This is a genomic window from Streptomyces sp. NPDC033177, assembly GCF_055577715.1.
The window spans coordinates 280841-304261 of record NZ_JBVIPS010000010.1 but is presented as its reverse complement, the minus strand read 5'-3'; the positions used below and the strand labels follow the sequence as shown (position 1 = coordinate 304261).

Here is a 23421-nt window from a genome sequence, read left to right as displayed (position 1 = left end):
AGGTTTTCGGGAAGGGGCGGGGTTGGGGACTAAATCTTGGTCAGGTCCACCGCGTGGGCCATCGCCCGATACCCCGCGTCATTCGGGTGCAGGTGGTCCCCGCTGTCGTACTGGGGAGCAATCCGCTCACCGTCCGCCGGATCCGCCAGAGCCTTGTCGAAGTCCACGACCGCGTCGTACTCCCCAGAAGTCCGCACCCACTCATTGAACTCATCGCTCACCTTCGCCGCCCGCTCCCCGTAGTGATCAGAACCCCCCAGCGGCAGCAACGTAGCCCCCACCACCCGAACCCCCTTCGCCTTCGCGGCCCGGATCAACTTCCGGTGCCCCGCGATGAGTTCAGCGGCGCTCACCTCCGGCGCAGGCTTGTACGTGGGCGTATCGCTCTCGCTGAAACCGATGTCGTTCAGGCCCTCAAGGACGACCACGGTCCCCACCCCCGGCAGGTCCAACGCGTCCCGCCCGAAGCGGGCCGTACCCCGCTCCCCGTACCAGGCCGAGTCGTTGAGGACGAGATTGCCGCCGATGCCCGCGTTCAGGACGGGCCGGGGCGTCCCCGCCTTGGCGAGGCGCTCGGCCAGGGCGTCGGACCACCGGCGGTTGAGGTCGGTGGAGGAGGCGAAACCATCGGTGATGGAGTCGCCGAAGAGAACGATGCCGCCCCCGCCGCGCCGACCCCGGTCAGAGCCCGCGCCCGCACCCGCGCCCGCACTCACCCCCACGTCCACGCCCGACAGGAAGTACCAGGACTCCGTCGACTCGTCGAACGCCCCCGCCCCGGCCTCCCCGAGCCGATCCCCCTCCGCCCGGTAACTCGTCGCGAAGGATTGGGCGTGGAAGGTCGCCGGCCCCGTCGTACGGGCCAGGTGCAGCGTCACTGTCACCGACTCGAACGGCTTCAGCCGCAACCCAGCCGCGTCGCTGGAGAGTTGCCCGTGCGCCGGGATCGCGACCGACCGCCTCCCCTCGAACGTGAGGCGCCGCACCGAACCCTCCTCGACCGCAGCCCCCTTCTTCGTCCGCGCGATGGTCGCCCCCGCGATGTGCAGCGGCGACGTCCCGTACGCGTTGGAGAGCCGGATACGGGCTCTGTCGCCGCCCTCGGTGACGCGGACGACCTGGCGCAGGGTCTGGCCGGAGAATCCGTCTTCCGACCAGTTGGGCTTGAAGCCCGTGCTCGCGCGCTGCGGCGACGCCGCCCAGGCGGCGGTCCAGGCGGGCCCGGAAGACCCGGGGCCCGGCTTCGAGCCCGAGGCGTGGGCACCTGTCACCGCGAGACCGGCGGTCAGGGCGAGCGCGGCGGTGGCGGCGAGAACGGAAGTACGCGTACGTGAAAGCATCTGAATCTCCGGGAGTTGCGAGGAATCGAGAAGAGTTAAAGGCGTCCGTCGACCGGACTCCTCAAAGATCCGCCCCCACCAACCCCCGATCAACGACGATCCGTGAAACGATTGGTGCGATCAGGCTTATAGATGCAGGTCAGAGGCGGACGGGTGGTGCTGGACCATGGAACGGCAAGAGCTTGAGACCTTCCTGACCCTCGCCGAGGAACTCCACTTCGGCCGCACCGCCGAACGCCTCCTCCTCTCCCAGGCCCGCGTCAGCCAGACCGTCAAGAAACTGGAGCGCAAGATCGGCGCCCCGCTCTTCGAGCGCACCAGCCGCAAGGTCGAGATGTCCCCGCTGGGACGGCAGTTGTACGAGGACCTGGCGCCCCTGCACGTGCGGATGGAGGCCGCGGTCGCCCGCGCCAAGGACGTGGCGCGTGGCGTCGAGGGCGAACTGACCGTCGCCTTCCTCGGCTCGGGCGCGGGCTCGCTGACCTCGGCGATCCTGGGCACGTTCCGCGAGCGCTGCCCGCGCTGTGACATTCGGATGCGGGAGACCCAGTACGGCGACCCGCTCGGCGCGCTCCGCGGCGGTGAGGCCGACGTGCTGTTCACCTGCCTGCCCGTCGAGGAGCCGGACCTCACGGTCGGGCCCGTCGTCATCAACGAACCCCGCAGGCTCGCCGTGCCGCTCGGCCACCGCTTCGCCGGGCGCGACAGCGTCTCCCTCGAAGAGTGCGCGGGCGAGACGTTCTTCGGTGTCGTGAACGGCGCGCCCGCCTACTGGTGGGACTTCCACATCCCGCCCCGCACCCCCAGCGGCCTCGCGATCCGCCGCGGTCCGTCCGTCGCCGGTTTCCAGGAGCTGATGACGCTGGTGGCCACGGGCCAGGGGGTCTCGCCGGTCGTCGCGTCCGTGGAGAAGTACTACGCGCGGCCGGACATCGTCTTCGTGCCCCTCGTCGACGTCGCGTCCGCCGACGTCGCGCTGATCTGGCGTACGGCTGCCGCGGGCACCCCGCGCATCGACGCGTTCGTCCGCGCGGTGCGGGACGCCGTCGCGGCGAACGGAGGACCGGCGCCGTTCTGACGACGGCGCGCCGGGCTCAGCCCGCTGTCCGCGGCCGACTCTCCGTCTTCTTCTCCTCGATCAGCATCTCCGGGCGTCCCGTCACCAGCAGCCACGCGGGCAGGGCCGCGACACACAGCAGCGGCAGCACGGCGATGTCCATCACCACGACCGCCGCCGTGAACAGACTCAGCCAGCCCTGCCGCGTCGTGGCGAGCAGCACGCCGAGAATGGCGCAGGTGATTGCGAGGGCGGGCGGCACCGCGTCGACGAGCGCGTGCGCGAACATGCCGAGCGCGACGCCCACGAAGACCGCGGGGAAGATCCGCCCGCCCCGGAAGCCGCAGGTGGCGGCCACGCAGAGCGCGAGGAGCTTGACCAGGGCGAGCAGCAGCAGGTTGCCCGCGTCATGGTCGGAGGCGGTCGCGGTCAGCTCCTTCATCTCGTCCAGGCCCTTGAAGAGCGTCAGATGGCCGCCGAGCGCGCCAAGCGCGCCGAGCACGAGCCCGCCCACCGTCAGCATCAGCACGGGGTGCCCGAGCTGGCGGAAGGCGCGGTGGAGGTGGGGGAAGACGTACACCGCGCACAGCCCGACGGCCGCCGCCGCGGTGCTGATGACCATCGCGGAGAGGATGTCGCCCCAGTGCGGCCCGTCGTACGGCGCGATGTCGATCTGGAACGTGGGGTGCGCGATGAGCACGGTGGTCAGCGCACCCGCACCCGCCGCGACCAGCGGCGCGAACAGCCGGTCCCACAGGGGGCGCGGGTCGTTGCCGAGCACGATCTCGGAGAGGACGAGCGCCGCAGCGACCGGTGTACCGAAGAGCGCGCCGATCGTCCCCGCCGCCGCGAGCATGATCCAGTCCGTGGCGGGCGTACGCGGCATGGCCGCCATGCCGAGCGCGTACGCGAGGGCGATGTTGATCGCGGTGATCGGATTCTCCGGGCCGAGGCTGACCCCGCCCGCGAGCCCCACGATGACGGCGAGCGCGATGCCGGGCAGCATCCGCAGCGGCAGCGGCGGATCGACCAGGCCGAGCGTCGCCGGGTCGGGCCCCGCGTGCCCCGGGATCTTCCACACGATCAGGCCGACGACAAGGCCCGCCGCGGTGAGCACGGCGAAGATCCATCCGGCCGACGTGCCGGACACCCCGACCGCGTCCGGCAGCACGTCCCACAGCAGATCCTGCAGCCGCTCGGCGATGAAGCTGAGCAGCAGCAGGATCAGGCTGGACCCGACGCCGACGAGCAGGGCGGGCAGGACGAGCGGGAGCAGGGCGCGGGCCTGCGGTGTCCAGAGGGAGGGCCCGCGGCCGGACGTGGTCGTGTCGGTCATGGGCCCTCCGGGGCAGCTCCCGCCGCGCTGTCGGTCAGGTGGTGGGAGGCGGGGTGCGGCCGCCGGGGGGACCGGGGTCGGCGCCGGCGGAGCCCTCGGCGAACGGGCCGGGGCCGCTGGAGGTCTTGCGGGCCTCCCAGCCGCCCGGGGCCCCCGGGCCGCCATGGCGGGCGTCGCGGTCCGAGTGGTCCGTGCACAGCGCCCAGATGACGAAGGTGCCGATCGCGATGGCGATCAGCGCCCAGATCGGCTGATACGGCAGCCACATGAAGTGCAGGATGACGTAGAGCGAGGCGAGCGCGACACCGCACGCCTTGGCCCAGCCCGCGCCCTTGAGGATGCCGTAACCGGCGACCGCGACCAGGATGCCGAGGATCAGATGGATCCAGCCCCACGTCGTGAGGTTGAACTTGTAGACGTAGTCCCCGATGCGCGTGTAGACGTCGTCCTTGGCGATCCCCGCGATGCCTTCCAGGATGCCGAGGATGCCGCTGACCAGCATCAGGACACCCGCGAACGCCGTGCCGCCCGTCGCCCAGGGGCTCGCGCCCCGCGGGTTGCTCGCTCCGCTGCTCATGGGCACCCTTTCTTCGTCGTACAGGAGTTCACAGCGTGTGACAGCGCTACGGGCCTCGCGAGCGGGCTTAGGCCGAACGGGTGGGCCCCGCCTCCGTGGCATCGCACGTGGCATCGCCCTTGGCGTCACACTCGAACCAGGCCGTTTTCCCGGCGCCGTCCGCCCGCGGATCGAAGCCGCAGCGATCGGTGACTGCCGCGACGATGAGGAGGCCGCGCCCGCCTTCGTCCAGCTCCTCGCCGCCGCCTTGCGCGGGCAGCTGCGGGCACCGGTCCGCGACCTCGACCCGCAGCCCTCGCGGGCGCCGCAAGATGAGGAGGTCACAGCGACGGTCCGGCACGTGGCGCACGACGTTCGTGACGAGCTCGGTGAGGGCAAGCTCGGCGCAGTCGCGCAGCTCGCCCATGCCCCAACTCCCGAGATAGGCCCGCAGGATGAACCGCAGATGCCGGGCCGAGTGCTCACCGAGCGTGAGGCTCATCCGGTACGTGCCGCGAACGGGCAGGGGCGGAGGGGGAGTTACGTGATTCATGTCACCAGCGTGGAGTCGAATGATTACGCTGGGCTACGACTTGAACTGAACGCCGCGAGGCGTTGGTTATGGGGGTGGCCCGAGCATGGTCAACATCCGCGACCTCGACCCCAGCGCGTCACCGCTGGACTACTACGGCTCGGAATTGCGCCGCCTGCGGGAAGCGGCGGGTCTGAAGCAGGGGCAGTTGGGCAGCTGCATCTTCTGTACGGCGTCCTTGATCGGCCAGATCGAGACGGCGAAGAAGGTGCCGACGCGGGATTTCTCTGAGCGGGTGGATGCGGCGCTCGGTACTGACGGGGTGTTTTCGCGGTTGGTGGGGCTGGTGTTGAAGAGCCAGCTGCCTACGTGGTTTCAGGCTTATGCGGAGATGGAGGCGCGGGCGGCCTACATCTCCACGTATCAGTGCCAGTTGGTGCACGGACTGTTGCAGACGGCGGAATACGCGCGGGCGCTGCTGGGCGTAGACCATCCGGGCAGAATCGAAGAGTTGGTCGCGGCTCGTATGGAACGGCAGCGCATCCTGGAGCGCCAGCAGCCCCCTGCCCTGTGGGTCGTTGTGGACGAAGCTGTGCTGCACCAGGAGGTCGGAGACCGGGATGTCATGCGAGGCCAACTAGCGCGGCTGTTGGAGTTCCGTGACCGCCCGTGGGTGCAGGTGCAGGTGCTCCCGTACTCGATTGGCCAGCACGCCGGGATGATGGGGTCATTCACCCTCATGCGTTTCGATGACGACCCGGACCTGTTCTACTCCGAGAGCTACGACGCCGGCCATATGACCGCCAATTCGCAAGTGATCAGGGAGCGTTCGGTCGGCTACGCTCGCTTGCAGAGCTGTGCCCTCTCGACAGAAGGCTCGGCAAAACTGATCGCTCGTGTGATGGAGGAACGCTATGGGCACCGCACGGCACCTGACGGGCGCACAGTGGCGTAAGTCGTCCTACAGCGGGACCAGTGGCGGCGAATGCGTCGAATGCTCCCCCCTCAACGGCGCCGCATGGCGTAAGTCGACGTACAGCGGCAGCAACGGCGGCGACTGCATCGAACTCGCCCCCCTGCACGGCGCCGCGTGGCACAAGTCGTCCTACAGCGGCAGCGGAGGCGGCGACTGCGTCGAATTCACCCCCCACCAAGGAGCAATAGCTCTGCGCGACAGCAAGAACCCCGAGGGCCCCACCCTCACCGTCTCCGAAGGCGCCTTCGCCCGCTTCGTGCGGGCGGTCGCCGCGCCCTGAAGGGGCGCGGGGAACTGCGCGACAAGCCACGACGCACCCCGCAGGAAGGCGCTACCCGGCTGAGCCCACGGCCCGCACAATCTCCGCCGCCATTCGGTGGATCCCCGGTGAACGGGCGGGGCAAGGCCGGGACTTGGGCGTCGTCGGCGCCAGGCAGAAGTGCAGGTAGTCGTCCCCCCGGTGCAAGGCCGCGCGGCCAGACCCCGTGCAATAGGCCGGGTGGGACCTCTCCCACGCCGTGCACGGAAGCTTCTCCACCCAGGTGTAGCGCCCCGAGGCGGGGGCGACCGTACGGCCCGCGTCGGCCACGACATCACCCGAGGCTTCGGCCTGCGCCGCGTAGATCTCGTTGACGCGCCGTACGCGATCGGGCGTGATCGGATCGGGGCCCTGGAGGACCCACACGATGCGGGGCCCGCCGGCCCCGGCCCCGGACCCACCCGCACCATGGATCTGCGCGGCCAGCGCCTTCGCGTCGGCGGCGTACCGGTCGAAGTACTTCTGCTGTGCCTTGTCGTACGTGATGCCGTCCATGCAGGGCGTGTAGCCCCACGCGTTGCCCCAGAACTGGAGCACCACGTAGTCGGGCCGCTCCGCGCGGACCAGCGCGGCGGCCTTGTCCTTGTCGGGGACGAGGGAGTCGTCGCCGGTGCCGTCGAGGTAGTCGCAGAGGGTGGTGCCGGAGTAGGGCGCGCTGCGGTAGCGCGCGCCGAGGTCGTCGCGAAGCAGGTCGCCGAGGACGTTCTGGTTCTCCATGGCGAGGGAGTCGCCGAGGTACAGCACCTTGGGCGCGCCCCCACGCGGTGGCTTCTTCGCGGCGCGCTGCCGGGTGGTGGACGAGGGCGGCGACGAGGGCCGGGAGGCGGACGGCTCGGCGGCGGGCTCGCCCCGCCCGGCCCGCCCGGCGTCCGAGCTGCGCGCGGCGGGAGGCTCCGGGGCGTCGCCGGACGACCCCCCGGAGCCGGGGTCACCGCACGCGCCGAGAAGCAGCACAGCGGCCAGCACCCCACCGATCCACGGCTTGCGCATACGCCAACTCCCGTTCAGGCGACCGAAACAGCCCCTTAGGCAAGCACAGTCACCCGCGCGTGAGAAGGCGGCGTGTCAGCGCGCCACGTACTGCGTGAGGATCGCCTGCACCTCGTAGATGTCGACGCCCTTGGTGAAGGTCTTCTGGATGGGCTCGGGAGTGCCGGAGATCCAGATCTTCAGCTCGGCGTCGAGGTCGAAGTGCCCGGCGGTCTCCACCGCGAAGTGCGTGATGCTGCGGTAGGGGACCGAGTGGTACTCGACCTTCTTGCCGGTTATCCCCTGCTTGTCGACGAGGACGAGGCGGCGGTCGGTGAAGAGCATGGTGTCGCGGATCAGCAGGAACGCGGCCTGGACCTGCTCGCCGTGGCCAAGCAGCCGCGCGTAGTCCTGCTGCGCGGTCATCGGATCGATCGTGTGCGCGTTTCCGAACAGTGCCATGAGAAACCCCCCATTTAGTTGAACTCACAGGAAAAACCGACTGTAACGCGCACCCCTGAGGTACGGGCCACGGATCTGCGTGCTCCTCCTGCTGTCACATCTTGCCGAGCGCATCCGTCGTAGGGGTGGAAGCATCGTCATCGGCATTAGGAGATCACCATGGAAGCTCGGCTGAACCTGTTCGGCAGCCCGCTCGCGGGCAAGGTCCTCAAGCACATCAACGCGGCGGGCAAGGTCGTGGCCGACTCGGCGCTGCCCCCGGCGACACAGGAACTGGTGAAGATCCGCGCGAGCCAGATCAACGGCTGCGGCTTCTGCACCGACATGCACACGAAGGACGCAACGCACGCGGGCGAGACCTCGACGCGCCTCAACCTCGTCGCTGCCTGGCGCGAGGCGAAGGTGTTCACCGAGGCCGAGCGCGCCGCGCTGGAGCTCACCGAGCAGGGCACCCGGATCGCCGACGCGGCGGGTGGGGTCACGGACGAGGCCTGGGCGAACGCCGCCAAGCACTACGACGAGACCCAGCTGGCGGCTCTCGTGTCGCTCATCGCCCTGATCAACGTCTACAACCGGGTGAACGTGATGGTCCAGCAGCCGGCGGGGGACTACCAGCCGGGCCAGTTCGGCTGACGGCTCCCACCGATAGCATCCCTGCCGGGGAGTGGTCCCCGCTTGGCAGGGAGAGTGACGATGACCGGCGGCTCACACCGTGCGACGCCCCCACGGCGACGCGATGCGCGACGCAACTGGGATCTCCTGGTGGGGGCGGCCCGCGAGGTCTTCGCGGAGCAAGGGCTTGAGGCGCCGCTGGACGTGATCGCCCGCCGGGCGGGCGTGGGGAACGCGACGCTGTACCGGAATTTTCCCACCCGCGCCGCCCTCGTGGACGCCGTCTTCCGCGATCTCCTGACGGGCACGATGACCGCCGGTGAGGAGGCGCGGAAGGCGCCGGACGCGTGGGCGGCGCTGAACGCGTACCTGCGGGCCGTGTTCGTCACGCTGGCCGCGGACCGGGGCGCCAATGACCTCATGACCACGCACCTGGAGGGCGTCGAGGCGCTGCAGGCCGTGCACGCGCACAACCGCGAGACGATGGACGTCCTGCTGAGCCGGGGCCGCGAGCAGGGCACGATCCGCGCGGACGTCACCACCGAGGACGTCCTGTTCGCACTGGCGGCCCTGGGCCGAGCCATCCCGGCCCTGACGACGGCCACCACCCCCGAAGCCTGGCACCGCCCCTTGGCCCTGCTCCTGGCCGGCCTGCGCACCCAGCCGACCACACCCCGGCTGCCCGCCCCGCCCCTGACCGCCGAGCAGCTCGGCTCGGTCCTTCAGGAGCTGGGCGCGCAAAAAGGCCCAGGTCGCTGACCTGGGCCTCAACTGTGGAGCGGGTGACGAGAATCGAACTCGCACTCTCAGCTTGGGAAGCTGATGTTCTACCACTAAACTACACCCGCGAAAGACGCCGTCTGTGGCGGTGTCGTAACGTCGCACACTCTACCTCATCCCAGGCCCCGGGCGCTTTTGCCGCGGGGCCTGCGTGCTGTCCGGGGCGTGGATGGCGATGCGGGGCGCGGGAGTTGGGGCGTACCGTGAGTGGCCGGAGTGCCGCCTGGAGGGGCGCCCCATTCGTCCCGTAATGTGGCCTTTCGTCGCGCTCGCGAGCGGAGCACGGCGAGCTACGAGCTCAACCACGGCTTTGGGGAAGGGACTCAGGGACTTGATGGACCACACCGTCGTCCGATGTGCCGAAGGGCACGTGTTCAGCACTGCTTCGTTCCCGATGCAGAAGGCCGACCGGCTCGGACCCGGCCGGCTCATCCGCTGCCCACGATGCGCCCGATTGCGGCATGCCGTGCCGGTCGCGTCGCAGAAGCGGTAGCGAGGGCGCGGGGGAGAGCGGACAACGACAGCGCGCGGGACCGTCCGATTGGGGCGGTCCCGCGCGCTCTGCGTATCCTCGGTGCGTGCTTCTCTCAGACAAGGACATCCGGGCCGAGATCGACACCGGACGAGTACGGATCGATCCGTACGACGAATCCATGGTGCAGCCCTCAAGCATCGACGTGCGGCTCGACCGCTACTTCCGGGTGTTCGAGAACCACCGCTACCCCCACATCGACCCCTCCGTGGAGCAGGCCGACCTGACGCGGCTCGTGGAGCCCGAGGGCGACGAGCCGTTCATCCTGCACCCCGGCGAGTTCGTGCTGGCCTCGACGTACGAGGTCATCAGCCTGCCCGACGACCTCGCGAGCAGGCTGGAGGGGAAGTCCAGCCTGGGGCGGCTGGGCCTCGTGACACATTCCACGGCCGGTTTCATCGACCCCGGCTTCTCCGGGCACGTGACGCTCGAACTCTCCAACCTCGCGACGCTGCCCATCAAGCTCTGGCCGGGCATGAAGATCGGGCAGCTCTGCCTGTTCCGCATGACCTCGCCCTCCGAGGCGCCCTACGGCTCGGAGCGTTACGGATCGCGATACCAGGGACAGCGAGGCCCTACCGCCTCCCGCTCCTTCCTCAATTTCCATCGGACACAGGTGTGACATCCAGCATGAGTGACGTGCGCGAGAACCTTACGTACGAGAAGTTCGGCGGCGCGGTGCGCGAGCTCGCGCAGATGATCGCCGACGACGGCTACCAGCCCGACGTCATCATCTCCATCGCCCGAGGTGGCGTCTTCGTCGCGGGCGGGCTCGCGTACGCGCTCGACTGCAAGAACATCCACCTGGTCAACGTGGAGTTCTACACGGGCGTCGGGACGACCCTGGAAATGCCGGTCATGCTGGCGCCCGTGCCGAACGTGATCGACTTCACCGACAAGAAGGTGCTCATCGCGGACGACGTCGCCGACACCGGCAAGACGCTGAAGCTCGTGCACGACTTCTGCCTCGACCACGTGGCGGAGGTGCGGTCCGCCGTCATCTACGAGAAGTCGCAGTCGCTCGTGAAGTGCGAGTACGTCTGGAAGCGCACCGATGAGTCGGTCTGGATTAATTTCCCCTGGTCGGTTGAGCCGCCCATCACCAGGAAGCACACCACCGTTCTGGACGCGTAGCAGCAGGTCAGAGCCGGGGGACCACCGTGATGGTGGTCCCTCTTGCTATGTCCGGATCTGGGAGAGCAGGTGTGCCCTAGGCCATGCTCAACCCAGGGTGCCCCCGCCCTCTGCGCAGGGCGGGGGTCTGGGAAGCGTAGGCGCCCCGCGCTGCTCCCGTCTTTATGCGACTACGCGAATATCCGCGCTACCGCATAGACGCTCCTCACGGCCGCTCGTACGGTCAGCACAGACGCCCCAACAGGGGCCAGCCGAAGGGGTTTCCGGCATGACACGCGAGGAACTGACCCGACTGACAGGCAACGGCAACGGCGAGTGCGGCAAGGACGACTGTCCCAACGTCTACCGGACCGCCTCAGGTTCGTTCGTCGTCCAGGGCGACGTGTCCCAGGCATTCACACCGCCCGAGGGGGAAGGGCTCGTGGAGATCCCGGAAGCTGTACTCAGGGAGGCTTTCCATGCTCTTGGCTGGTGAGCAGTGGGCAGCACGATTCGAGGGCTTCACACACGAAGCATGGCGCCTGGAGACCCTGCCGCAGTACCTCATGCCGCAGGAAGAAGAAGAGTTCGCCGTGTTCCGGGCGGGCGCCCGTATAGACCCTGGCACGGTGGCGAACGAGTACACCGACCGGCTACGCCGACAAGCCGCAGAGGGCCGCACACAGGGACGCGTCCATGTGGTCACTCAGCCTCTGTCCGACTATCTCAGGTTCGAGTTCCACCACTACTACAAGGCCCATTCCTTGGCCGGTGAACAGATCCGCATTCTCGATGTGACCGAAAGGGCCAACCCCCTTGAGGGGGCCCAGGACTTCTGGATGTTCGACCGTGCCGAAGTGGTGCTCATGAACTACCACCCGGACGGTAGGCAGATCAGCCGTGAAGTGCACGACGGAGACACGGCACCATTCATCGAATACCAGCGGATCGCGGTAGCTGAGTCGGTGCCCTTTGAGGAGTACGTGAAGGGTCTTGAGCTTTGAACCTGAGCAGCTAGGCCAGTCAAGGTCAGACCTAGCGACCACCCTAAAGGACCAGCGAAAGCGGGCCGGTTGGACTCAAATCCGGCTCGCTAAGCGCTGCAACATGTCACAAACCAAGATCAGTAACATTGAGAGCGGAAAGCTCACCCCCGCCATTGTTGACGTTGAGCTAATCCTTGAAGCACTTGGTGCAGAGGGGCCCCTTGCGGGCGAGATACTGACTCTTGCCCGATCAGCGAATACAGAATGGCAAGACCACTGGGCATCTCGCCGTCGGGGCTTGGACAAGAAGCAGAACGAACTCGCGAGGCTCGAAGCAGTATCGATAGAGTTCCGGTACTTCCTACTCTCCATGATTACCGGCCTACTCGCCACGCCTGAGTATGTGCGTGCCAGCATCGCCGACGTTCCTGGGGACCAGTCCAAGACCATTGCGAAGAAGCTTGAGCGGCAGAGTGTCCTACTCGACCCCGAGAAAGCGTTCACCTTCCTACTCACAGAGCAAGCTGTCAGGTGGCCTCTCCTGCCACCCCTGGCAATGGCTATGCAACTTGACCGCATAGCGTCCGTCTCCCGGCTCCCCAATGTCCGCCTAGGTGTAATCCCTCTAAGCGGCCAAATCCCGGAAAGACCCCTCAACACGTTCACGGTCTACGACCGGCGCCTAGCCACTGTCGAAACCGGCACAGGCGCGCTCATCCTCCGTGACCACAGAGATGTGACCGCGTATCGACAAGACTTTGAGAGGTACGAGCAGTACGCCGTGTTCGGAGATGCCTGCCGGGAACTCTTGTCCGAGTGGTCCGAGATCTTTACCCGACAACGCGAATAAGAATAGGCCCCCGTCATCCGCAGGGCGACACTGGTTGGGTGTTCAGGACGGATGGCGGGGAGGCCACATCGTGACGCAGAAACCGCAGACCTACAGCGTACTGACGGAGCTTCCCCCCGAGCCCCGTGCAGTACCCGGTTGTAAACGCTGTTTGGGGCTCTGCAACAAGCGAGAGAACTTCAGATCGACTGGCAACTACAGCGCAGTTTCTGACACGAACGTGGAACTCAGGCAGCACCACCTAGACGACCACAGGTGAGGCCCGTGGACATCGATATGAATACATGGCGAGACAGCCTCAGGACAGCGTCTGACGCCAGCAACGCGCTCCAAGAGGCGCTCGCCGCCCTAGGACTCCCCCAAGAGGTCTGCGACGGCATCCGACCCATGGTGGGTCGCCCACAGGGGCACGCGTACGTCGCACTGCCCGCGCTTAAAGCAGAGCATGTTCAGCGGATAGCGGAGGCCGTGCGTATCTCGCCATCAGTCCGTTCGTGAGGGCCGTCCTGTGCGTGCAATGCCGCAGCGTTCACGTGATCCTGTCCCGCCCCCATGACCCTGCGACACGTAAGCCACGATGGCGCTACAGGTGCCTTGATTGCACCGTGGCGTGGTGGGTGGACGAGCACGGCGGACAGCCGGACGAGTACCGAGTTAGCCGCTAAGGACCCTGGTGCGCGAGGGACGGCAAAGCTCCAACTACGCCTAAGCGGACCAGGTTGGGAGTCAACCCGGACCCTGTTGACCCCAACACAGAGCCCCCTTCCGGCCGGAAGGGGGCTCTTGTGTTCTCTTTGGGAGCCATTTGACCGGTGTCCTGCTCCCACTCAATACTCAGATCGACGGACTATTCAATCCAGGGCTTCCCCTTCTCGGGAATCGGGTTAGGCCGGGGGTGATCCGGCCAATCCTTAGCCATTACTTCTTCGTAGTCTTGGCGTTCATGGCCTCGGCATTGAATGCACCAGACGACAGCTTCAGTCCAACCGAACGGGCGGGGTCGATCTCAGCCGTACCGACGAAAGCCTCAGCAATGATTCGCTGAGTGAGTGTGTCGTCGTGGAATGCTTGAAGAACGGTGAGCGCGTAGCCAACACTCGAAGTGGAGTCAGAGAACTCGGCAGATGCCCCGTTAGAGCCAGGCGGAGCGTACGGAGCGCGGATAGCCACGGCGAATGCGTCCTGCGCGTAAGCAACTGCACCGGCATCCAGGTAAGGCGAAACGACAACGTTGAAACCATGGAGCCTACCGATGACAGCATCTGCCAGAGCATCGTCACCACCAGAGGAATTGACCGCAGCCAGCATCGGATCAGCCAAAAGCAGCTTCTTGACATCAGGGGAAACAGCCAGCCAGCGGGTACCCGGAACCTTGGCCTTATCCAGCTTGACACCGGCGTCCAGGATCGCATTACGGACATTGGCAGGATCGATAATCAGGGCGTCAGTCGCAGCAATCTTCGGGTTAAGGCGTTCGGTCGCAATTGCATTCTCGATGTACTCGGCAACACCCTGGGAAGTCGGAACGACTGCCTGAACCTGAGTCGAGAAGACATTCAGGCTGTAGTCCTTCGGGCTCAGCGATACCGCAGAAACAGCGTGAGTACTGAGCTTGAGGGGAACAGTGCCCTCATTCACTGTCTGGACAATATCCGTGATGGTGGTCGTGCCTTCGATGAAAGGCTTGGCCGGAATAGCCTTAGGAACTCGGATGCGAATAGTGTCACCGTACCCACCCTCAAATTCCTTCTCTACATCGCGGAAGACGGTACGACCGAGAACCAGAGAGGCGCCCAGGGAAGCGGCGGCAACAGATGCCACCTTGTCAGTCACTGCAAAATTGTTAGCCATTTTCAATCTCCGTTCTTAGTGATCAATGGATCAGGCAGCGTCAGTGACGCGGACCTGGGTAACGAGCTGGCGGATTGCACCGTGTTCCGGCTGAGTGAAGCCACCGGGGCACAGTGCGGCAATCTCACGCTCGTTCTCACCCGCATAGGCCAGAAGTACCGAGATAGGCATACGGACCGCCTGAGCCCACTTCACAAGGTGTTCGTGAGTAGGGGCGTGCTGGTCCGACTCCCACCGGCCAACCGTCTGGCGGTCAACACCCACCAGGTCGCCAACATCTTCCTGAGTCAGGCCCAGGTTCCGGCGACGCCGCGCAAGGTCAAAGTTTGGAATCACTTGAATCACTTCACTTTCAGCTGATTGGGATGAATCAATCCCATCAATGGGCAATAAAAAGGGGTCCGTTGCTCCCAGGTGGACCAAGCCTGCTGTGACTCTTGCTTAGGGCCGGTGGTCACAGATACCGGCACCTCTCCGTATGCCAGTGAGAGGTAGGAATGAAAGGGGGTTGTTGCATCAGCCCATAAAGCGGCGGCCACATTCAAGACGCCGTGACCAAAGTCAAGACGTCCATCCCCCTCGCGAAGCTATGGGGTGGATGTTGAAGGCTGGTCATCGGTGGATGGAATGAAATGGAAACTGCCATCAGCACGCCCGAGCGTAAGGAATCCACCGTTAAGCACCGGAGTGCAGCGCAGGAGGTGTAGGTGGATTCGTGTAGTGAGGTTGCTAAGGTGCTGATGTCCATATCGAGCACGGAGCCGTAGGCGGAGTGTCAAGGTAGTGAAACCAGGAGGACAGATCCGCCCGGAGATGACTGCAAGGAATCTCAGGATCTAGTACCGACTGGGTATTTACTCATCTACCTGCCGCCTCAAAGCGGCATAGTCTTTCAGTGAGTAGAGACTGAGCATCTGGCTCCAATGGCCAGATGCAGCACCTGAGACACTGACTCCGCCGCCTTTAAGCGGCACAGCACTAAGCCCCTGGGGTTCATGTCCCAGGGGCCGGTCTCTCTATTCTTCAGATGAGTACTCACTCAGTCGTGATCTCCCTTGGTTCCGATCACTCTCTACTCTCAGTCGACGGGCGGGTTGAGCCGGTCTCTTACTATGTACATTGCTAGAACCACTACCTATGTACATTGCTAGCCGGATCCAACCGGGAGTCCCAGCTACCAGGCTCTTCTCTGTACATTGCTAGCTGTCGTCATCCAACCCCATGTGGGACCAGTCGATTCGGTCCCCCACTTGCAGAGTGAACGTCGTCTTAGCAGTACATCCCGCACCGATGGTGTGGTGAGTCAGCCATCCGGCATCCACCAGGCAACGCACTCCCCGTTGGGTATAGGCGATCTCCCTTCCCTGCTTGTCAGCCACGCCGACCGCATCCGCCAGTGAGCGCCACGTGACAGTCACCTGGGAGCCCTCTCGTGCCAGCCTGGCTATCTGCCTGGCTACGTCCCTGCCACTCCTGGGTACGTACTGCATGACTTCCTCATACCAGTGGGCAGCTTGTCCCGTTGGTGGGGTGTGGTCAGCAGCCAGAGGGAATCCCCTCTTACGCAGCTTCCAACTGTGCTCCCCAATCTCGACTGCATGGGTAGAGAGGAATCCACCCTGGACCCCCGCCACAGTGGGGGGTTCCTCTGACTCAGTGTCCGGAGCATCATCGGGGCATCCCCGGTAATGGCCCACCACGCTCCCGCAGGTATCGCAACCAACGGCGGCTGGGGCAGGAGGCTTCTCCGAGCACAGGTCCTGGTTCGTGTTCTTGTAACCCCCGTGGGTTCCATGCAGAGGATTCGTGGTACCGCAGTAGTCGCACTGCCACTCAGGCTGCTTGGGAATGACATCAAAGGGGCTGATAACAGTAGACATAGCTTCTCCATTAGGAAATAGAAAAGGGACCCAGCTCGAATAGCTAGGTCCCTCAATTGCCACCTAATTTTAGGCAGACCACTCCGGTGGCGGTTTGGTGGTCTCACTGGGTGCATCGCTGTAGAGAACAGATTCATTACAGCTTCTGGCTGTGTTGTGGGTCACAGGGTAGGGGGTGCCCCCTCTGACGCTCTCGGTCTCTGCAAGCCAGCCCCCATCTGAACAGGACCCCTGTGGTGCCTCTCTGCTCACTGCCAGGGGCTTACCCCCCTGCCCTCTCTCAGGATGCCTGGGTACTCCTTGGCTAGCCAGGCCCCCCACCTCTGCTAGCTCCCGCCCCCTTGGTGGGGGCAACGGACATCCGTTGTGGACATCACAACGGATGAATCCGAGAGGGGTCATGACTTCGTGATGCCCCCCGGTGGCCAGACAGCAGCTCAGGCCATTAGCGAGGCTCTTCAATCATGAATCAGAGAGCCGACCAAACAGAGCAGCTCAACAGCCCTGGCTGTACTTCTCAGAGCGGAACAGGCGGTGAACGAGCCAGAGGTTCAGCGGCTTCTATCGAGTCGCTTAGGCAAGCGTTCAGGCCGTTTAGCAATCATGTGATTAGAGACCTTGTCGCGGCTCATTCAAATTTGTTTACGAAGCGTGATGATGAGCACAGAGGGTAGCGGGGGTAGGGGGAGGGGTCCGGCTACCTGCATTACATTGATCGGGACGTCATAGCAAGCGAGATCCTGTACGGGTTTCCGTGACCAATGATGCCCCCAAAATGAATGCCATAAAGTGCTGTGGCCAACATCACGTGCCCTTGTGGCGACTGGCGAGCCAGCACTTCTGCCGACAAAGTGTCGACATTCGCTGTTCCTTATTTTGCAACAGGACAACGAAAAGGGAGGCCCCGGTGGAGACCTCCCTAGCGGCTGTCTTCGGCTCTAGATGCCGTCGTACTCCGCGTGCCTCTCGTTCTTCAGTTCCTGTATCTCCTCGTGTTTAGCTATCATGCCCTGAATCGTCTTCCGGTACGTTTCATGTACAAATTGGTCGTACTCCTTGGAGTCGTACTCTGTGCCTTCCGTGCTCACGATTTCTGTGGGAGATACCAGGACGAACAGAGGCCCGTCCATCTCCTCGTGGCCCACTGAGATCAGCCGGAAGCCAGAGCGGTGAAGGAACGGGCCCCTGTCGTCCCATGACGGCATGGCATCCCACTTCTGTCGGTAGGTCTCTCCGGTGCCACGTTCGGCCCAGGAACCGGGCCTGAAGGGTTCAGCTTCGAGCTTGGTCAGTAGTTCAGCGGTGTCCTCCATGGACTCAGTGAGAGAGCTGAGCACCATGGGGTTGGTCGCACTCTTGATTGCGGCTACCAGGTTCTCGTAAGCCTGCTTCAGTTCTTTGATCTGCTTCCTGTTGTCAGTGCCAGGAATCCAGTCTCGAACCACCACCTCTTTGTCACCCAGCCGGTGCAGGAACCCTTCTTCTAGTTCTTTGAGCAACAGGTCTCTCCGCCACGAAGTGCGGAAGTCGCAAGCTTTCCCCCTGAGGATTCGAGCACCACACCGGAAGTAGTGATTTACCTTCTTGCTGCCGTCCTTGCGGACCGAGGAAGCTGCTTTGTCCGGGTACTGCTTACAGCCACAAGGGCACAGGAACAGGCCCGAAGTCGGGTCACTGTTTCCTCGGATGCCGGTTCTGCTGCTACTCAGCTTCTCCAGAACTTTCTGTAGCTGGTCCCATTCTTGGTCGGTGAGAATAGGGTCAGCCCACCTGACAGGCTTACCGCCCCGGATCAGAGGTTCGCCGTTATGTACGGCGATTCCCTTAAGGGTCGGCTTTCGGAGAATGGCCCCCAGGGAACTTGTCTGCCATTTGGAGCCTCGGACCGTAGTCTGTGTGCCGACTTTCTTTTCGATGGCATTCACATTCCGCTGATGATCCTTGGGAGTCAGGATTCCCCGCTGATTCCAGTCGCGGACAACCTTGCCCATAGACCATCCTTCGAGGGCCAGCCTTTCGTAGGCTTCCCGGACAAGTGGAGCGGTCACCGGGTCAAGGAACAGCTTGTACCTGAGCTTCCCGTCCTCCTGCGGTACCGGTGTGGGCCGGTACCCGAATGGCCACGTGCCCCCAGCCCAGAGGTCTGCCTGCCGGTAGTGCTGAGTCTGGTTCTTCCGTTTGGCGGATATCGCCTCCCGGAACTTCTGTGCCTGTGCTGCTTTCAGGTAGGCGATCGTCCTACCGTCGGTGGTGTGAATATCCAGTGCCGGATCATCAAGGCAGATGATTTCCTTGCCTGCCTGGTGGCACTTCTCGGCGAATTGCTCCCAATGCCACTTGTCCCGAGTGATGCGGTCAAGTGAGGTCACCATGACTGCGTCCCACTCATTCCAGAGGGGGTCTCTCATCCACTTACCCAGAGACTTCCGGTCCGGGAGATTGATCGACCCTGACACCGTGGCGTCAACCACGTCCCCAGCTACCGGGCAACTGGTGCCAGCAAGTACGGCGTCCTGGTCCTGGTTCTGTCGGTCGAGTGCAGAGCTAGCCTCGGTGTCTCTGCTGATCCGACGGACTTTGAGCACCCTCATGCCGGACTCTAGATACGGGTATCCGTGCATCCTGCTTCCCCCCTCGGGCCCGTACCGCTCCCCCCTCGGGCGCGGCTCAGGGAGGCAAGTGTAAGTCCTTCAGACTGATGAGTGGATCAATTTCCCGTGGAGCGTCGAAGCTCCCGTCGTGAAGCGTGCCGGGCAGGTTCTCGACGCCTGAGCGGGCGGAGACGGCGACGTACATGGAGAAGGGCCCCGGCGGATGCGATGCACCGCCGGGGCCCTTCTCCGTCTCAAGTACTAGAAAGCTGTCTCACGTACTAGAACGTGCCGAGCTTGATGATCGCGAGCAGCGCGAGCAGCTGGATCGACGCGGCGCCGAGCGCCTTCGGCCACGGCAGGTCGTGCGACTTGCTCACCATCGCCGTGAGCAGCGCGCCCGCGGCGATCCAGGTCACCCAGCCGAGCAGCTGGACGAAGGGCTGGCCGCCGCCGAGGAACATCGCCACGACCACGCGGGGCGCGTCCGTGATGGACATGATCAGCATGGAGAGACCGACCGTCGGCTGCCACGCGCCGTCGCCGCCGAGCTGGCGGGCGAGGGTGTGCGTGACCACGCCCAGGACGAAGGCACTGATCGTGATCGCGACGGCCGTCGTCAGGACGTACGGCACGGCCGTGGAGAGCGTGGCGCTGATGGCGTCCTCGCGGGCGCCGTCGAAGCCGAAGATCGCGAGCAGGCCGTAGAGGAACGTCACGACGACGGCCGGGGCCCACATCGCGTAGTCCCGCATCTGGAGGAAGGTCGGCCCCGGGCGCAGCACGATGCCGCGCAGCAGGTCCTTCCAGTGCAGGCGCGGGCCCACCGGCGCGGGAGCCTGGCCCGCGCGATAGGTTTCGCCTTGGTTGTACGGATCCTCGCCCACGGAGAAGGCCTGGGTGTGACCGGGGTTGTTGGCGGCGTACGGATCGAAGCCGCCCTGACCGCCCTGCCCCGGCTGCCCGCCGAAGTACTCCGGCTCCCCGTGGTTGCCGTGGTTGCCGCCCGCCTGCGGCCATTGCTGTCCGCCGTATCCGCCCTGGCCGCGGCCGCCCTGGGGCTGTCCGCCCTGGGGCCGGCCGTACGGCGGCTGCTGCCCGCCGTACTGCTGCGAGGGCGGCTGAGGGTAGCCGTACGGGGGCTGCTGGCCCTGGGGGGCCTGCTGCCCGTACGGCTCCTGCCGCGGTCGTTGTTGGGGTCGCGCTTGCGGGGTGCGGTTGTCCCGGCCGCGTCCGATCCTGAATCCAGCCACGAATCGAACGTACCTGGTCTGGAGGGCCCGGGTCGTCCCTCCTCGGGAGGAGACGGGCTTTGCCGCTGACCTGTGACAACCCTTAGGGGGACCCTGAGGGGTTTTCCCCAGGGTCCTGGTGTTGCTGAGTCCCGTCAGCGGCCGAGCACCGCTCCGTACGCGTACGGGTCCAACGAGGCGGGAAGGCCCAGGGAGTTCGGGGTGACGACCGAGCCGCCCGCCTTGGCGCCGGGCAGATCCCAGACGCCGCCCGCGGCGGAGTTCTCGCCGGGCGCGGCGACGGACAGGTCGGGGACGCCGTCGCCGTTGTGGTCACCGAAGGCGAGCGCCGCCCCGAAGAGGTCGCCCGCCTGGGCGACGCCCAGGATGTCGGGGGAGTTCTGCTGGTACGCGACCGTGCCGGGGTTCGCCGCGCCCGCCGGGTCGAGCAGGCCCATCTCGCCGCCCTTCAGGACGGTGACACTGCCCGCCTTCGCCGCGCTGCCGATGGCCTCGCCGGGGGCGCCCGCGATCAGGTCGTCGTGGCCGTCGGCGTCGATGTCCGCCACGGCGAGCGCGTCGCCGAAGCCGTCACCGGTCTCGGCGACGCCGGGCATGCCCGCGGTGTCCTGGTTGAACGTCTGCTGCTCCCAGCCGAAGCTGCCGTTGGCGTCGCCGAAGCGGATGTGGATGCCGCCGCCCTTGGTGAGCTCCTCGGGGCCGCACGGGTCGTCGATGTTCTCGTCGGCGATCTCGCGGCAGTTGCCGACGGCGAGGTCGTCGAAGCCGTCGCCGTTGAAGTCACCGGACGCGAGGGCGTTGGCGGCGCCGTTGGAGTTGTTCCAGAAGTTGCCCATGGCGCCCTCCTCCTTGTTCCAGCCGTAGAGGCGGAGGTGGGACTGGGTGTAGGGCTGGTTCTTCGTGTAGTAGCCGAGGGCGAGGTCGGGGCGGCTGTCGTTGTTGAAGTCGCCGGTGGTCATGACGGGGGCGCGGCCGCCCATGCGGTCGGCCATGACCGGCTGGGTGTCGGCGGTGAGCGGATTGAGGTTGGCGACGACCTGGTCCTTGCCGCCGATGGCGAGGTCGACGTCGGTGTCGCCGGTGAAGTCGGCGGCGGCGAGGGCGTTTCCGTACACGTCACCGGACTTCGCGCCGCGGGCGGCGGTGTTGGCCAGCGCGAAGCCGTCGCCGGTGCCGTACAGGACGGTGACGGAGCCCGCGTCGGTCTTGGCGTCGATGTCCTCGCCGGGGGCGCCGATGACGAGGTCGGCGTACTTGTCGTCGTCGACGTGCGCGGCGACGACGGCCCCGCCGAACCGGTCACCGGCCTCCGGGGTGCCGGGCACCTCGACGGTGGCCTGGGTGATCCGCCGCACGCCGTGCGGTCCGGGCCCGTACTCCCCACCGAACACGACGCTCACGTACCCGGCCTTGGCCTTGCCACCGACACTGCCACTGGGCACGCCGACGAAGAGGTCGTCGTATCCGTCCCCGTTGAAGTCGGCTGCGAGGGCGGCGGGTTCGGGTGCGGGGGCGGCGGTGGCGGTCGCCGCGAGCGGGAGGGTGAGGCCGGTGGCGGCGAGGGCGGTGGCGGCGGCGAGGGTGAGGGTGCGTGTACGCAACGGAGCTCCAACTTGTCTGGGAACGCCGGGTGTTGGCTGGGTGCTTGCTCGGCGTCGGCTGATGTAGGCGCCGACGTCCACGTGGACGTCGGCACCTACACGTGTGACACACGGTGCGAACAGAAGGTTGCGGACGGCTTGCGTCAGGGGGCGACACCTACTGGGCGGACGTCCCGGGGGAAGGGCCGGGCCCGCACGGAGGGGTGCGGGCCCGGTGTAGGGAGAGGGGGGAGGAGAAGGGCGGGTCAGTCCGCGAAGTTGGTGCCGAAGCGGGGGGTGCCCGCCGAGGAGACGCCCACCGTGGACGTGTAGACGCCCGAGGTGCCAGCGAGGGAGCCGTCCGGGAGGGAGTCCAGGATGTAGACCGCGCCGTTGGAGCCGTTCTCGCCGTACGCGCCGACGGAGACATCGCCCCGGCCGTCCGCGTTCAGGTCGTCGATGTGGACGTCCGACCCGAAGAAGTCGTTCTTCTCGTCGGAGTTGGGGACGCCGGGGGTGTTCTGGCTGTAGAGCACGGAGCCCGCCGTGGACAGGCCGGAGCCGTCCGCCGCCCCGTAGATGACGGTGACCGAGCCCGCGTCGGAGACGCCGTTCAGGTCCTCGCCGGGGGAACTCGCGACCAGGTCGAGGTGGCCGTCGCCGTTGATGTCGCCGAGGTCGAGCTCCGCGCCGAACGAGTCGCCGTTCTCGCTGCCGCCCGGGACACCCGCCGAGTCCTGCGTGATGGCCTGGCTGTCCCCGTACGGGCCGTTCGCGTTGCCCTTCACCACGTACACCGTGCCGCCCTTGTTGGCGCCGTCGATGCCCTCGTCCCAGGTGAGGCCGATGATGACGTCGCCGTAGCCGTCGCCGTCCGTGTCACCCACGTCGGTGATGTGGCCGGCGGGCAGCCGCTGGACGCCGCTCGTGGTGACTCCGTTGGCGCTGCCCGGCAGCCAGAGGTTGGCGTTGTAGTCGTCTGCGGTGGAGAAGCCGTTGACGATCAGGTCGTCCTTGCCGTCGCCGTTGACGTCCCCGGAGTGCAGGTTGAAGGGGCCCCCGTCCTCGCCGCTGTGGATGGGCGGAAGCACGGTGTAGCGGCCGCCGGTGGCGCCGCTGCGGGAGATCCCGCCGTCGAAGATGTCGAGGGTGGCCGCGCCCGAGGAGGAGCCCACGGCGAGGTCGTCCTTGCCGTCGCCGTCGAAGTCACCCGCCTGGAGAGGGCCGCCGAAGAGGTCGTGCTTGGTGGGCCGCGGGTCCTTGATCGTGGCGCCGCCGGACAGACCGCTCGGGGAGCCCCACAGGACCTGGACCGTGCCGCCGTCGGCGTCCGTGCCCACGTCCTCGCCGATCGCGCCGACGGCGAGGTCGTCGTAGCCGTCGCCGTCGAAGTCCCCGTACGCGGTGTCGGCGCCGAAGACGTCGCCCTTCTCGGCGGTGCCGGGCACGCCCGCGCTGTTCTGGCTGTAGGTGACGTGGCGCTGCTCGGCGCCGCCGTACGTGACGACGACCTGGCCCGCGCTGTCCTTGCCGCCGACGGTGGCGCCCGCGGCGGAAGTGGCGAGGTCGGCCGCGCCGTCGCCGTTGAAGTCGGCGTCGTCCGGCTGGGTGGCCGCGGCGGGCGCGGCGGTCGCCGTGGTGGCCGTGAGGGTGAGGAGTCCGCCTGTGAGCGCGGCGGCGGTCGCCGTTGCCGCCGCGAGGCGGCCGCGTCTGGAGGGGGTGCGAGGGGTGGTGCGCTTGTGCTTGGGCATTGCCTGGGTCTCCTGCGGGTGCGTCTGCGACGGTTGTGGTCGTTTGCCTGGAGTTGGGCCCGATGTAGCGGCCCCGTTGGCGAGGGGGAGACCGT

The 23421-nt window shown here is 66.1% G+C and carries 21 protein-coding genes, 1 tRNA gene and 2 pseudogenes; 11 read left to right on the top strand and 13 right to left on the bottom strand.

Going from position 1 to position 23421, the window contains the following annotated elements:
• Positions 1-29 precede the first annotated feature (29 nt).
• Positions 30-1340, bottom strand: coding sequence for an SGNH/GDSL hydrolase family protein (locus tag ACZ5U5_RS32160; protein ID WP_469028683.1), 1311 nt, complete (start codon positions 1338-1340; stop codon positions 30-32).
• Positions 1341-1506: 166 nt separating this feature from the next.
• Between ACZ5U5_RS32160 and ACZ5U5_RS32155 the strand changes: the two genes are divergently transcribed.
• On the top strand, positions 1507-2418 hold the full coding sequence (locus ACZ5U5_RS32155; RefSeq protein ID WP_469028681.1) for a LysR family transcriptional regulator: 912 nt from the start codon (positions 1507-1509) through the stop codon (positions 2416-2418).
• A 16-nt stretch (positions 2419-2434) separates the two neighbouring features.
• On the opposite strand, the gene ACZ5U5_RS32150 is transcribed toward ACZ5U5_RS32155, so the two are convergent.
• The 3 genes and pseudogenes from ACZ5U5_RS32150 to ACZ5U5_RS32140 form a co-directional block, all read right to left on the bottom strand.
• Complete coding sequence (locus tag ACZ5U5_RS32150) at positions 2435-3733, bottom strand: ion channel protein (protein WP_469028679.1); 1299 nt, start codon at positions 3731-3733, stop codon at positions 2435-2437.
• 178 nt (positions 3734-3911) lie between these two features.
• A pseudogene (locus tag ACZ5U5_RS32145) lies at positions 3912-4310 on the bottom strand (DUF7144 family membrane protein); the annotation flags it as partial.
• Positions 4311-4377: 67 nt separating this feature from the next.
• Positions 4378-4842 carry an ATP-binding protein gene (locus tag ACZ5U5_RS32140; RefSeq protein ID WP_469028676.1) on the bottom strand — a complete coding sequence of 155 codons (465 nt, stop codon included), beginning with the start codon at positions 4840-4842 and terminating at the stop codon, positions 4378-4380.
• Between the two features lie 85 nt (positions 4843-4927).
• On the opposite strand from ACZ5U5_RS32140, the gene ACZ5U5_RS32135 reads away from it, so the two are divergent.
• Together ACZ5U5_RS32135 and ACZ5U5_RS32130 are read left to right on the top strand one after the other, a co-directional pair.
• Positions 4928-5776 (top strand): helix-turn-helix domain-containing protein, encoded by an 849-nt coding sequence (locus ACZ5U5_RS32135; protein WP_469028675.1) that lies wholly within the window; start codon positions 4928-4930, stop codon positions 5774-5776.
• Positions 5736-6077, top strand: coding sequence for a DUF397 domain-containing protein (locus tag ACZ5U5_RS32130; protein WP_469028671.1), 342 nt, complete (start codon positions 5736-5738; stop codon positions 6075-6077). Before ACZ5U5_RS32135 ends, ACZ5U5_RS32130 begins: the two co-directional genes overlap by 41 nt.
• Before the next feature lie 51 nt (positions 6078-6128).
• Here the strand turns inward: ACZ5U5_RS32130 and ACZ5U5_RS32125 are convergent, their stop codons facing one another.
• Both ACZ5U5_RS32125 and ACZ5U5_RS32120 read right to left on the bottom strand, forming a co-directional pair.
• Entirely contained in the window at positions 6129-7106 is a 978-nt protein-coding gene (locus ACZ5U5_RS32125) for an SGNH/GDSL hydrolase family protein (protein ID WP_469028668.1), read from the bottom strand.
• A 75-nt stretch (positions 7107-7181) separates the two neighbouring features.
• Positions 7182-7547 (bottom strand): PH domain-containing protein, encoded by a 366-nt coding sequence (locus ACZ5U5_RS32120; RefSeq protein WP_160506205.1) that lies wholly within the window; start codon positions 7545-7547, stop codon positions 7182-7184.
• Between the two features lie 159 nt (positions 7548-7706).
• Between ACZ5U5_RS32120 and ACZ5U5_RS32115 the strand changes: the two genes are divergently transcribed.
• A complete protein-coding gene (locus tag ACZ5U5_RS32115) occupies positions 7707-8180 on the top strand; it encodes a carboxymuconolactone decarboxylase family protein (protein ID WP_469028665.1) in 474 nt (157 codons plus the stop codon).
• Between the two features lie 60 nt (positions 8181-8240).
• Positions 8241-8918, top strand: a complete 678-nt coding sequence (locus ACZ5U5_RS32110) for a TetR/AcrR family transcriptional regulator (protein ID WP_469028663.1) — start codon at positions 8241-8243, stop codon at positions 8916-8918.
• Between the two features lie 15 nt (positions 8919-8933).
• On the opposite strand, the gene ACZ5U5_RS32105 is transcribed toward ACZ5U5_RS32110, so the two are convergent.
• Positions 8934-9007 (bottom strand) — tRNA-Gly (locus ACZ5U5_RS32105).
• A gap of 510 nt (positions 9008-9517) precedes the next feature.
• On the opposite strand from ACZ5U5_RS32105, the gene dcd reads away from it, so the two are divergent.
• The 5 genes from dcd (at position 9518) to ACZ5U5_RS32080 (ending at position 12420) form a co-directional block, all read left to right on the top strand.
• Positions 9518-10093, top strand: a complete 576-nt coding sequence (gene dcd, locus ACZ5U5_RS32100; protein WP_363210436.1) for a dCTP deaminase — start codon at positions 9518-9520, stop codon at positions 10091-10093.
• A gap of 8 nt (positions 10094-10101) precedes the next feature.
• Positions 10102-10605 (top strand): phosphoribosyltransferase, encoded by a 504-nt coding sequence (locus tag ACZ5U5_RS32095; RefSeq protein WP_469028660.1) that lies wholly within the window; start codon positions 10102-10104, stop codon positions 10603-10605.
• Between the two features lie 268 nt (positions 10606-10873).
• A complete protein-coding gene (locus ACZ5U5_RS32090; RefSeq protein ID WP_469028658.1) occupies positions 10874-11080 on the top strand; it encodes a hypothetical protein in 207 nt (68 codons plus the stop codon).
• On the top strand, positions 11064-11588 hold the full coding sequence (locus ACZ5U5_RS32085) for a DUF6879 family protein (RefSeq protein ID WP_469028655.1): 525 nt from the start codon (positions 11064-11066) through the stop codon (positions 11586-11588). The genes ACZ5U5_RS32090 and ACZ5U5_RS32085 overlap by 17 nt, the downstream gene beginning before the upstream one ends.
• A complete protein-coding gene (locus ACZ5U5_RS32080; protein ID WP_469028652.1) occupies positions 11578-12420 on the top strand; it encodes a helix-turn-helix domain-containing protein in 843 nt (280 codons plus the stop codon). The genes ACZ5U5_RS32085 and ACZ5U5_RS32080 overlap by 11 nt, the downstream gene beginning before the upstream one ends.
• A 918-nt stretch (positions 12421-13338) precedes the next feature.
• Here ACZ5U5_RS32080 and ACZ5U5_RS32075 read toward each other — a convergent pair.
• The 3 genes from ACZ5U5_RS32075 to ACZ5U5_RS32065 all read right to left on the bottom strand — a co-directional run bounded on the left by ACZ5U5_RS32075 (position 13339) and on the right by ACZ5U5_RS32065 (position 18742).
• Positions 13339-14253, bottom strand: a complete 915-nt coding sequence (locus ACZ5U5_RS32075; protein ID WP_469028650.1) for a major capsid protein — start codon at positions 14251-14253, stop codon at positions 13339-13341.
• Positions 14254-14301: 48 nt separating this feature from the next.
• On the bottom strand, positions 14302-14535 hold the full coding sequence (locus ACZ5U5_RS32070) for a helix-turn-helix domain-containing protein (protein ID WP_469028964.1): 234 nt from the start codon (positions 14533-14535) through the stop codon (positions 14302-14304).
• 2554 nt (positions 14536-17089) lie between these two features.
• Complete coding sequence (locus ACZ5U5_RS32065) at positions 17090-18742, bottom strand: recombinase family protein (RefSeq protein WP_469028647.1); 1653 nt, start codon at positions 18740-18742, stop codon at positions 17090-17092.
• 100 nt (positions 18743-18842) lie between these two features.
• On the opposite strand from ACZ5U5_RS32065, the pseudogene ACZ5U5_RS32060 reads away from it, so the two are divergent.
• A pseudogene (locus tag ACZ5U5_RS32060) lies at positions 18843-18923 on the top strand (phosphoribosyltransferase); the annotation flags it as partial.
• Positions 18924-19023: 100 nt separating this feature from the next.
• Here the strand turns inward: ACZ5U5_RS32060 and ACZ5U5_RS32055 are convergent.
• The 3 genes from ACZ5U5_RS32055 to ACZ5U5_RS32045 all read right to left on the bottom strand — a co-directional run bounded on the left by ACZ5U5_RS32055 (position 19024) and on the right by ACZ5U5_RS32045 (position 23326).
• On the bottom strand, positions 19024-19995 hold the full coding sequence (locus ACZ5U5_RS32055; RefSeq protein WP_469028645.1) for a Yip1 family protein: 972 nt from the start codon (positions 19993-19995) through the stop codon (positions 19024-19026).
• 134 nt (positions 19996-20129) lie between these two features.
• A complete protein-coding gene (locus ACZ5U5_RS32050; RefSeq protein WP_469028642.1) occupies positions 20130-21596 on the bottom strand; it encodes an FG-GAP and VCBS repeat-containing protein in 1467 nt (488 codons plus the stop codon).
• Between the two features lie 245 nt (positions 21597-21841).
• Entirely contained in the window at positions 21842-23326 is a 1485-nt protein-coding gene (locus ACZ5U5_RS32045; RefSeq protein WP_469028640.1) for an FG-GAP-like repeat-containing protein, read from the bottom strand.
• Positions 23327-23421: the final 95 nt, after the last annotated feature.

What these genes read in the sequence shown, in the direction of transcription:
- ACZ5U5_RS32160 (WP_469028683.1), bottom strand. Translation starts at nt 1,340, where the DNA reads ATGCTTTCACGTACGCGTACTTCCGTTCTCGCCGCCACCGCCGCGCTC.
- ACZ5U5_RS32155 (WP_469028681.1), top strand. Translation starts at nt 1,507, where the DNA reads ATGGAACGGCAAGAGCTTGAGACCTTCCTGACCCTCGCCGAGGAACTC.
- ACZ5U5_RS32150 (WP_469028679.1), bottom strand. Translation starts at nt 3,733, where the DNA reads ATGACCGACACGACCACGTCCGGCCGCGGGCCCTCCCTCTGGACACCG.
- ACZ5U5_RS32140 (WP_469028676.1), bottom strand. Translation starts at nt 4,842, where the DNA reads ATGAATCACGTAACTCCCCCTCCGCCCCTGCCCGTTCGCGGCACGTAC.
- ACZ5U5_RS32135 (WP_469028675.1), top strand. Translation starts at nt 4,928, where the DNA reads ATGGTCAACATCCGCGACCTCGACCCCAGCGCGTCACCGCTGGACTAC.
- ACZ5U5_RS32130 (WP_469028671.1), top strand. Translation starts at nt 5,736, where the DNA reads ATGGGCACCGCACGGCACCTGACGGGCGCACAGTGGCGTAAGTCGTCC.
- ACZ5U5_RS32125 (WP_469028668.1), bottom strand. Translation starts at nt 7,106, where the DNA reads ATGCGCAAGCCGTGGATCGGTGGGGTGCTGGCCGCTGTGCTGCTTCTC.
- ACZ5U5_RS32120 (WP_160506205.1), bottom strand. Translation starts at nt 7,547, where the DNA reads ATGGCACTGTTCGGAAACGCGCACACGATCGATCCGATGACCGCGCAG.
- ACZ5U5_RS32115 (WP_469028665.1), top strand. Translation starts at nt 7,707, where the DNA reads ATGGAAGCTCGGCTGAACCTGTTCGGCAGCCCGCTCGCGGGCAAGGTC.
- ACZ5U5_RS32110 (WP_469028663.1), top strand. Translation starts at nt 8,241, where the DNA reads ATGACCGGCGGCTCACACCGTGCGACGCCCCCACGGCGACGCGATGCG.
- ACZ5U5_RS32095 (WP_469028660.1), top strand. Translation starts at nt 10,102, where the DNA reads ATGAGTGACGTGCGCGAGAACCTTACGTACGAGAAGTTCGGCGGCGCG.
- ACZ5U5_RS32090 (WP_469028658.1), top strand. Translation starts at nt 10,874, where the DNA reads ATGACACGCGAGGAACTGACCCGACTGACAGGCAACGGCAACGGCGAG.
- ACZ5U5_RS32085 (WP_469028655.1), top strand. Translation starts at nt 11,064, where the DNA reads ATGCTCTTGGCTGGTGAGCAGTGGGCAGCACGATTCGAGGGCTTCACA.
- ACZ5U5_RS32065 (WP_469028647.1), bottom strand. Translation starts at nt 18,742, where the DNA reads ATGAGGGTGCTCAAAGTCCGTCGGATCAGCAGAGACACCGAGGCTAGC.
- ACZ5U5_RS32045 (WP_469028640.1), bottom strand. Translation starts at nt 23,326, where the DNA reads ATGCCCAAGCACAAGCGCACCACCCCTCGCACCCCCTCCAGACGCGGC.